The organism is Thiofilum flexile DSM 14609, from assembly GCF_000380185.1.
Classification (GTDB): domain Bacteria; phylum Pseudomonadota; class Gammaproteobacteria; order Thiotrichales; family Thiotrichaceae; genus Thiofilum; species Thiofilum flexile.
Genome location: NZ_KB904794.1, coordinates 1 through 7,240, shown reverse-complemented (window position 1 = coordinate 7,240; position 7,240 = coordinate 1). Strand labels below are relative to the sequence as shown.

Genomic DNA, 7,240 nt, shown 5'->3' with positions numbered 1-7,240 from the left:
GTGGGGCTGACTAACTTTAATTATGACACTTATTTCAGTGAGTACAGTACTTGGACGGTGAATGACTTTAAGACTAAAGACGCTTGGGGTTATAGCCAGATGGTGGCATGGATTAATTTACGTTTGCAGGAATACACCAGCGGTCAACGCGAAACGGGTAGTCCTTTACCGGCACCGAGTGCGGAGCAACGTTCGACAGCGGCCTATGGCATTATCGATATGTTGACCAAGGCTAAAACGGCGCTGAGTACCGCGAGTTCTACCTTTATGGCGACGCGCCTCGCCGATTTACAAGAGACGGCTATTCGGAGTTTTTCGATGAAACGGATTGCGATTCGTAATGGGACGGTGCAGCCCTTGCTGGATTTGGGGACGTTGAATGCGCGGCGGGAGGCGATGTTGAAGTGGTTACTGACCACCGCGCAGTTGGGGAATTTTGCAGACAATCCTTCGCCAGATAGCCTACTGGAAGTACAGATACTCAATTCTGAAACGGATTTACCTGTACCAGCAGGAACAAAATTCACAGTTATCGTAGAGAGCGATATATACGAGGAAAACCCATTTACTCAAACAGGGGTTGCGGGGCTGGATGGGCTGATTCAGGTAACAGGTCTCCCGCTTGGGGATTGCACCATTATTATCGATGAAGCAGCACTATGAGTCGCTTATTTATCCACCGTCTTTTAATTATTCATAACATACAACAAGGGGTTTTATCATGGTTGGTAATGTAGCACCACATATCCCACAACAACCCAATACTCGCACTCGTAATCCACAGGCAAGGTTTGTAGTAAAACCCAAACCACCGGTAGCTAACTTACCTGACGCGGGCTTTATTAAGAGTACAGCCAATAATTTTGCTCATCCAAAAGCTAAGGGCTATCGAAGTCAAGATGTGGCACATTCTGCCATTTTTAGATGGCTAGTGACGCATACTTATAACCCCCTTAAGGTACTCGATACCGACCCTTATAAGCCTGCCTACCAAGCAATTCTTACAGGACTTAGCGGTAAAACCCCCAACCCATTGGCGATACCACTGGTCTTAGTTACGCCACAGCGGGGTATTCCTGCTCCCTATCCGGCTAGATTTGTGGGGGATTTTATGCAGATACAAGCGGATAATGTCACCATGAGCGGATGGAGAGATGCCAATGCCATTAATGATTTAGCGATAAACTCTAACTTTGGTAAGGATTTTACGGCTATAGTAGATGAGATTAACAAGAGAATAGCTATTATTGCCCCAACATTCCAACTACAAGTTTTTCCATTTTATAGGGTCGCTCATCGGGATGCGATTCAAATTGTTCCCGATGTTAGAAAGGGGATACCGCAATTTGCGGGAGCCATTAGTAATGGGGTGACGATTACCAATAACCACATTACCTCAACGGGTGAACAGCAAGGTATCTTTGCGAGTGACGGTGCATTCAGAAACTTAACTATCGCTAGAAACAGCGTATCCACTCAAGGTCAGTATGCTATTACGATCACTGGTGTGCTGAGTGGTACCATCAATGGCAATACGACACCCACGAATAAGCCGGTTACGCTATTGCCACTACGCATCGGCGGGGGAGATGAGCTTAATGGTAATATTTATATTCTGGGATTTTCTGCTATACCGACAGGACAGCAAGCCAATGTGGATACCGTAGTGAATAATAAAAAGGTGTATAATTATTGGTATGAAAATATGAAGTGGGAAACGGGTAGTGTGGCACAAGCAGGTCTTAATGATTATCGGAGAAATATTTATGAAACTGTAAATGGTGTGCTATTAACCTCCTAAATAAATAGGCGACATAGTTAAACTAAATTATATTTATTTTTTATTAAAATCAATAGGTTATAATTTGCTCTATCTACTATTTAATTGGTGGGTTAATAGTACCAATGGTTACAAGAGGTATATTTTATACCAATGTTAATATGACTACGTTTTTTGAGCAGCTCCCTAAGCATGGAAAAGATTATCAAGCACTTATGAACTACTTGGTGAAAGCTAAAAAAGCTACTTTTAAGGAAATTGTGGGGACGTTTTTAGCGACTAGAGTGAAAAACGTGACTATGCAATAGTGAGTAGTTAACTGATGACGAAGTGATGAGGGTTTAACTAAGCCTCATCGCCTCTTTTTTAATAAAGATAAAGGACTATGATGATATCGATGCGTTATTTAAGTAAATTATTTAGTATCAGTTTATTAGCTAGTTTGCCTACCCTAGTAGGCGCTGCAACAGAAGATCCGTTATTGAAGGCTCTTTCACTAAAGTTCCTTACCCAATATTTTGATGGAAAAATAACACGTTCTAGTATTTCCATATATAATAAGAGAAATGATCTTCAAGATAATATTGAAATAAACCTAGCTATACCTTTACCTGCTGATATTAAGCAAGCCCTATTTTCCCCTAGCACTCAAAATCCCTTTAAAAAAGCGTATGCTACTTTTTATACGCCCACTAACTTTAAACAGTTAAAAACCTGCCCCTTTACCGGGATTGATTTTAATATTGATAATAATCTAAAAACAGAGGAGTGGTATATTACTACCCCAGCAACGGGATGTATAAAAGACCAGCACGATATTGATGGTATAACCAGTCATAATTGGATTATTCAACGAGATGAGGTTGGTAAATTTAGAGTCTTAATGGAAAGTGATAAGTCTTTGGTAATTGATCTTGTGACCCCTCAAAGTCCTTATAAGCCCTTGTCAACCTACCACAGTATACAGCGATTTATGCCAAAATCTACCCTAGAGTGCGGCGATGCCTATATAAAATGGCGCTATAATAATACAAAGAAACAATACCAATATGTTTTTAAAAAAATATCTATTGGTAATCCCTGTAATGGTGATTTAGCCTTTGAATCAACCGATGATCTTGGTTTAAAAAAAGCTGTTGCGGCTATTGAAAAAATAGTGAACCCTTGGGTCAAAAATAATTTACCTGCCTTTCGTTAATCCTCACCCATTATCCCCAAACCAAAGCACTTTTTGATAAGAGTGCTTTGCTAAACCGCTTTAAGCTGTTGCACCTCTGCTAACGTTAGCCCCGCAATACGCGCAATCTCGGTTTCGGGTAAAAGACCTAGTTGCAATAAATTCAGCGCTATCGTTTGGGCTTTCTTCAAGGCTCCGATTTGTTCGCCTTCTTCAATCCCTAGCTGTTTGCCCTCTTCAATTCCTAACAACTTACCTTTCTCTAATCCAATTTTCTCTCCCTTTTCCAAGCCAATTTTCTCTCCCTTTTCCAACCCAATCTTTTCCCCATCTAAGCGCGAAGTTTCGTGGGTACTCATAAAATCCCGATAATCCTTTAAACTGCTTTCATAGCCTAAACGTTCACTCGCGGGTAATTGCGCTATCTGAGCAATACCAAATAAACGCTGAAACACTTCATCGGTGAGTTGAGTGGGTATTTCTTCTAATTCATGTAAATGCTTAAACACATAAAACCATTTATCTCGTAGCGTTTTTAGCTCGTGTGCTTTTAGCTGAAAGCGCGGGAGGACTAAATAGATAAAATTGAGCTTGTCGTAAAATAAAACATTATCCTGATCTTTTAATTGAGCGTGGTAATAGACCTTGGTTTGATCATCATCAATCAAAAAGTCCAAAATACCAATCGTATAAACAGTGGCGAGTTTGTAATTCCAATCCCCACGAACAGCTTGTTCTTGAATCGGAAACGTAGCGTAAAAAATACTACGATCTTTGAAATAGATTTGCTTAATGCGTTGTAATTCAACAATAAAGCGCTCACCTGAAGGGCTAAGGCAGTTCAGATCAAATATCGCCTTACGGTCAATGGCACTACGGCCTTGATATTCGTTTTTGGTATAGCTCAGGTCTTGTACTTGATGATGTGCAGGTAAGANCGTGTTTAGGAAACTGATTAATAAGTCTTTATGCGGTTCTTCGCCAAATAGTTTTTTAAAACCAAAGTCGGTTAAGGGGTTGAGATAGACATCGCTCATACATTAGCTCTAGATAGATCATTATACCACTGATTATAGCGAAGCTATGGGGGGAGGGCGAGCGGCCTTCGCGGGTTTAAAAGTGGCGAAATAAGGTAAGTTGAATAGTTAAGCATTGAGCGGTATAAACCTTCAGCAATAATCATTATGGGAGCTTGCAAGGATGACAACACTGACCCGCACGGAATTTTTACAAGAAATGTCTAATAAGCAAATTAGCCTAGTGGAGGCTAAACGTGAGCCACGGCTAGCGGCCTTTAGTTGGGCTGGGGTGGATGCGAATAATAATGGCACTATTAGCGGAACTGATATGGAGTTACTATTTAAAGCACTAGATCGCTTAGATAGTAATGGCGATAGCCAATCCGTCAATTTAGGCAGCAGCACCCAGCCCACTATGGTCGGGCGAGCCATGGCAGCTTTACGCGAATTAGCCAAGCCCATTGCTGCTCCCGTACCTGCTACAACGACTCCCGCGCCAACTCCCGCCACTACTGCTCCCATGCCTGCGCCTAGTCCCGCTACATTAGGCGTATTACAGGATAAAGCACTGGCTAATGGTTTTCCCAATGGATTACGGACTGAACTAAAGCGCGGTGCTAATGGTAATGCGGTGGTGGCGGTACAGTTTGCCCTAGGACGTTTGGGGTATCTCAAAGATTTATGTGATGGAGCGTTTGGCGGTAATACCGAACGCGCTTTAACAGCCTTTCAAAGTCAGCGTGGTTTGCCCGCAACGGGTAGTGTCAATATTCAAACCTTAAAGCTACTGGATCAATTGGTTGCGAATATCGATCTGCGTACTCCGGCGGCTAAAGCGGCTGATCCATTACTCTATCTCTCTTCCTTCCGGCAATTGGGTTTGCCCGTGATTAGTATCCGTGGCACTGCTGAGATTTATTCATGGGCGAGTGCCGAGATTCAAGCCGCGTATGGTAAGTTCGTGGGCGATTATTGGGAGGTCATGAAGAGCAATGAAGTGGAGGGCGATTGTAAAAATTTAGCGCTGTTTTTTATGGATCAATTCCGTAAACAATTGCGCGAAGATAGGATGATTCAGCTCCCGCATCCGGTGTTAAAAACCGCAGCAGCCGAGAAGCGTTGGATTGTGGCGACTACCGATAAAACACAAGGCTTATTCACCCGTGCTGACCGCTTAAAACGTACTACGGGAGTAACGGTTGAGCGTATGGGGTATGAGACGATTTTAAAAGTTCAAGCACTAGATCCTAATCAATCCATGCTCTATGGTGTGAATGTGCATTATCCTGAGATAAGTGCGAATCGAGTTGCTAAGGCAGCGGTGCGCTTATTTGATTGGAATCCCGCTTATGATAATCGGGGTAATAGCGCTGTCCCTGAAGTACCCGTCAATCTATTACAAGCCGGTCATTTGATTTTTATTGATCACACCGGAGATGGCACCTTTGATCATACCGTCACGGTGGTGAAAGTAGAAAAAGATACCGCAGGACGTGCTCGTAAATTGATACTAGCGGTCGGCTCTTATGATGATGTGCGGGATAATAGTGCCGCCACGTCAGTGGAGGGTACAGGCTTTAGTATTGTGAATACCTATGCAGAGGAGGTGACTGTGACCCTAGATGAGAGGGGTAGAGTTACTGCCTCAGAGGTAACTTATAGCTCGGAGCCAACTTATTTAGTCAGTACCCGTTATAACGCTCGCACGACACTCATGGAACAAAAAGCAGGCGGTAAGCTGATTGTGGGACGCTGGGGGTAGGAGGAGGACAGAGACCTATCACAAAGTTAGAAGCTAACTCAACGATAATTCAATGTCATGTAGCGATTATTATGTGACAGTAAGTAGGGTCGGATATGACCTATACAATTGGAGGAGTTAGTATGAAACTGATGAAGTTAGGCGTGGTGTTAGCAACTTGCCTGTTAGCACCTGTCACCCAAGCCGCTGAGGAAATTATTCTTAAATTTTCCCACTTTTTACCCCCTATCTCCGCTGCACAAGTTAACGTCTTTGAGCCTTGGTGCGAAAAAATTGCTACCGAATCTCAAGGGCGCATGAAGTGTCAAATTTATCCTTCCATGCAATTAGGTGGCACACCCCCACAATTATTAAATCAAGTCAAAGACGGGGTGGTGGATATTACGTGGATATTACCGGGGTATAATCCGGGGCGTTTTCCCGTATCAGAGGTCTTTGAATTACCTTTTATTACTTCCACGCATGAAGCTTCTTCTAGGGCTTTATGGGATTTTATGCAAAAACATAGTGCTAAAGAGCTAGCCGGTATTAAGCCACTAGCGACTTGGGTAAATGGCCCTAATGCATTGCATTTAAGAGATAAAAAAGTCGAAACCCTCGCGGATTTAAAAGGTTTAAAAGTTCGCGCCCCTTCTCGCTTAAGCAATAAATTACTCGCTGCTTTAGGTGCTACTCCGGTGGGTATGCCCGTCCCCCAAATGGCTGAAAGCTTATCTAAAGGCGTTATTAATGGTGCCTTAGTGCCTTGGGAGGTCGTACCCGCAACTAAAGCACAGGAGTTCACCAAGTATCATGCTGACTTTGGGGGTGATAAGACCATGATTACCACCACTATGATTTTAGCCATGAATCAGAAAAAGTATGACAGCCTACCCGATGACCTTAAAAAGGTGATTGATAATAATAGTGGTGCGGATACTTCCGTATGGGTCGCGGCGCGTTTTAAAGAGGCCGATATTAAAGGGCGCGAAGTAACCGAAAAGCAAGGCAATACGATTTATACCATCAGTGCTGAGGAAATGGAGCAATGGAAAAAAGCCGCGCAACCTGTGATTGAGGGTTGGATTGAGGAGCTATCAGCAAAAGGTGTGGATGCCAAACAATTGTATCAAGAGGCAGTAGATTTAGTAGGCCAGTATTCTAAGCAATAAGGGTTGATCTTTAATTTACATAATACGTGCCAAGCTAGGGGCACGTATTCATTAGCCTAACTAACCTGAGTTCGATATAAGGAAAAAAGCCACACAACCTGAGATACTCATAGGATCACAACACCCTATATCCAATCTCCTGAAGGTGGCTTACTATGATGCTAACACGATTATTCTGCGACCTAGATGATTTTTGCCAAACCTTTCTACCGGTCTGGAAACCCACCTTGCTAACGGCAGATGGAAAAGCGACCCGCCGCCGTGAAAGTAGCTTGTGTGCTAGCGAAGTCATGACGTTACTAGTGCATTACCATCAGTCGGGTTACCGTAATTTTAAGGGGTTCTATCAGC

Annotated in this window: 6 protein-coding genes and 1 pseudogene; 6 read left to right on the top strand and 1 reads right to left on the bottom strand. The window is 43.1% G+C overall.

Translation table 11 applies throughout. The features are described from left to right. The 3 genes from A3IK_RS19690 to A3IK_RS0114945 form a co-directional block, all read left to right on the top strand. Positions 1 to 663: hypothetical protein (locus A3IK_RS19690; RefSeq protein WP_162596670.1), on the top strand; the 663-nt coding region annotated here is incomplete at its 5' end. Between the two features lie 58 nt (positions 664 to 721). Continuing rightward, positions 722 to 1,801, top strand: a complete 1,080-nt coding sequence (locus tag A3IK_RS0114955; RefSeq protein ID WP_020560796.1) for a right-handed parallel beta-helix repeat-containing protein — start codon at positions 722 to 724, stop codon at positions 1,799 to 1,801. A gap of 376 nt (positions 1,802 to 2,177) precedes the next feature. Further along, positions 2,178 to 2,978: a hypothetical protein gene (locus A3IK_RS0114945; protein WP_026221011.1), complete on the top strand. Its 801-nt coding sequence runs from the start codon at positions 2,178 to 2,180 to the stop codon at positions 2,976 to 2,978. A gap of 50 nt (positions 2,979 to 3,028) precedes the next feature. Here the strand turns inward: A3IK_RS0114945 and A3IK_RS0114940 are convergent, their stop codons facing one another. Then, entirely contained in the window at positions 3,029 to 3,994 is a 966-nt protein-coding gene (locus A3IK_RS0114940; RefSeq protein ID WP_020560793.1) for an Rpn family recombination-promoting nuclease/putative transposase, read from the bottom strand. A 163-nt stretch (positions 3,995 to 4,157) separates the two neighbouring features. On the opposite strand from A3IK_RS0114940, the gene A3IK_RS0114935 reads away from it, so the two are divergent. The 3 genes and pseudogenes from A3IK_RS0114935 to A3IK_RS19685 all read left to right on the top strand — a co-directional run. After that, positions 4,158 to 5,738 (top strand): peptidoglycan-binding domain-containing protein, encoded by a 1,581-nt coding sequence (locus A3IK_RS0114935; RefSeq protein ID WP_020560792.1) that lies wholly within the window; start codon positions 4,158 to 4,160, stop codon positions 5,736 to 5,738. Between the two features lie 122 nt (positions 5,739 to 5,860). After that, a complete protein-coding gene (locus A3IK_RS0114930) occupies positions 5,861 to 6,889 on the top strand; it encodes a TRAP transporter substrate-binding protein (protein WP_020560791.1) in 1,029 nt (342 codons plus the stop codon). Between the two features lie 155 nt (positions 6,890 to 7,044). Further along, positions 7,045 to 7,240 (top strand): annotated as a pseudogene (locus tag A3IK_RS19685) (IS982 family transposase); the annotation flags it as partial.

What these genes read in the sequence shown, in the direction of transcription:
- A3IK_RS0114955 (WP_020560796.1), top strand. Translation starts at nt 722, where the DNA reads ATGGTTGGTAATGTAGCACCACATATCCCACAACAACCCAATACTCGC.
- A3IK_RS0114945 (WP_026221011.1), top strand. Translation starts at nt 2,178, where the DNA reads ATGCGTTATTTAAGTAAATTATTTAGTATCAGTTTATTAGCTAGTTTG.
- A3IK_RS0114935 (WP_020560792.1), top strand. Translation starts at nt 4,158, where the DNA reads ATGACAACACTGACCCGCACGGAATTTTTACAAGAAATGTCTAATAAG.
- A3IK_RS0114930 (WP_020560791.1), top strand. Translation starts at nt 5,861, where the DNA reads ATGAAACTGATGAAGTTAGGCGTGGTGTTAGCAACTTGCCTGTTAGCA.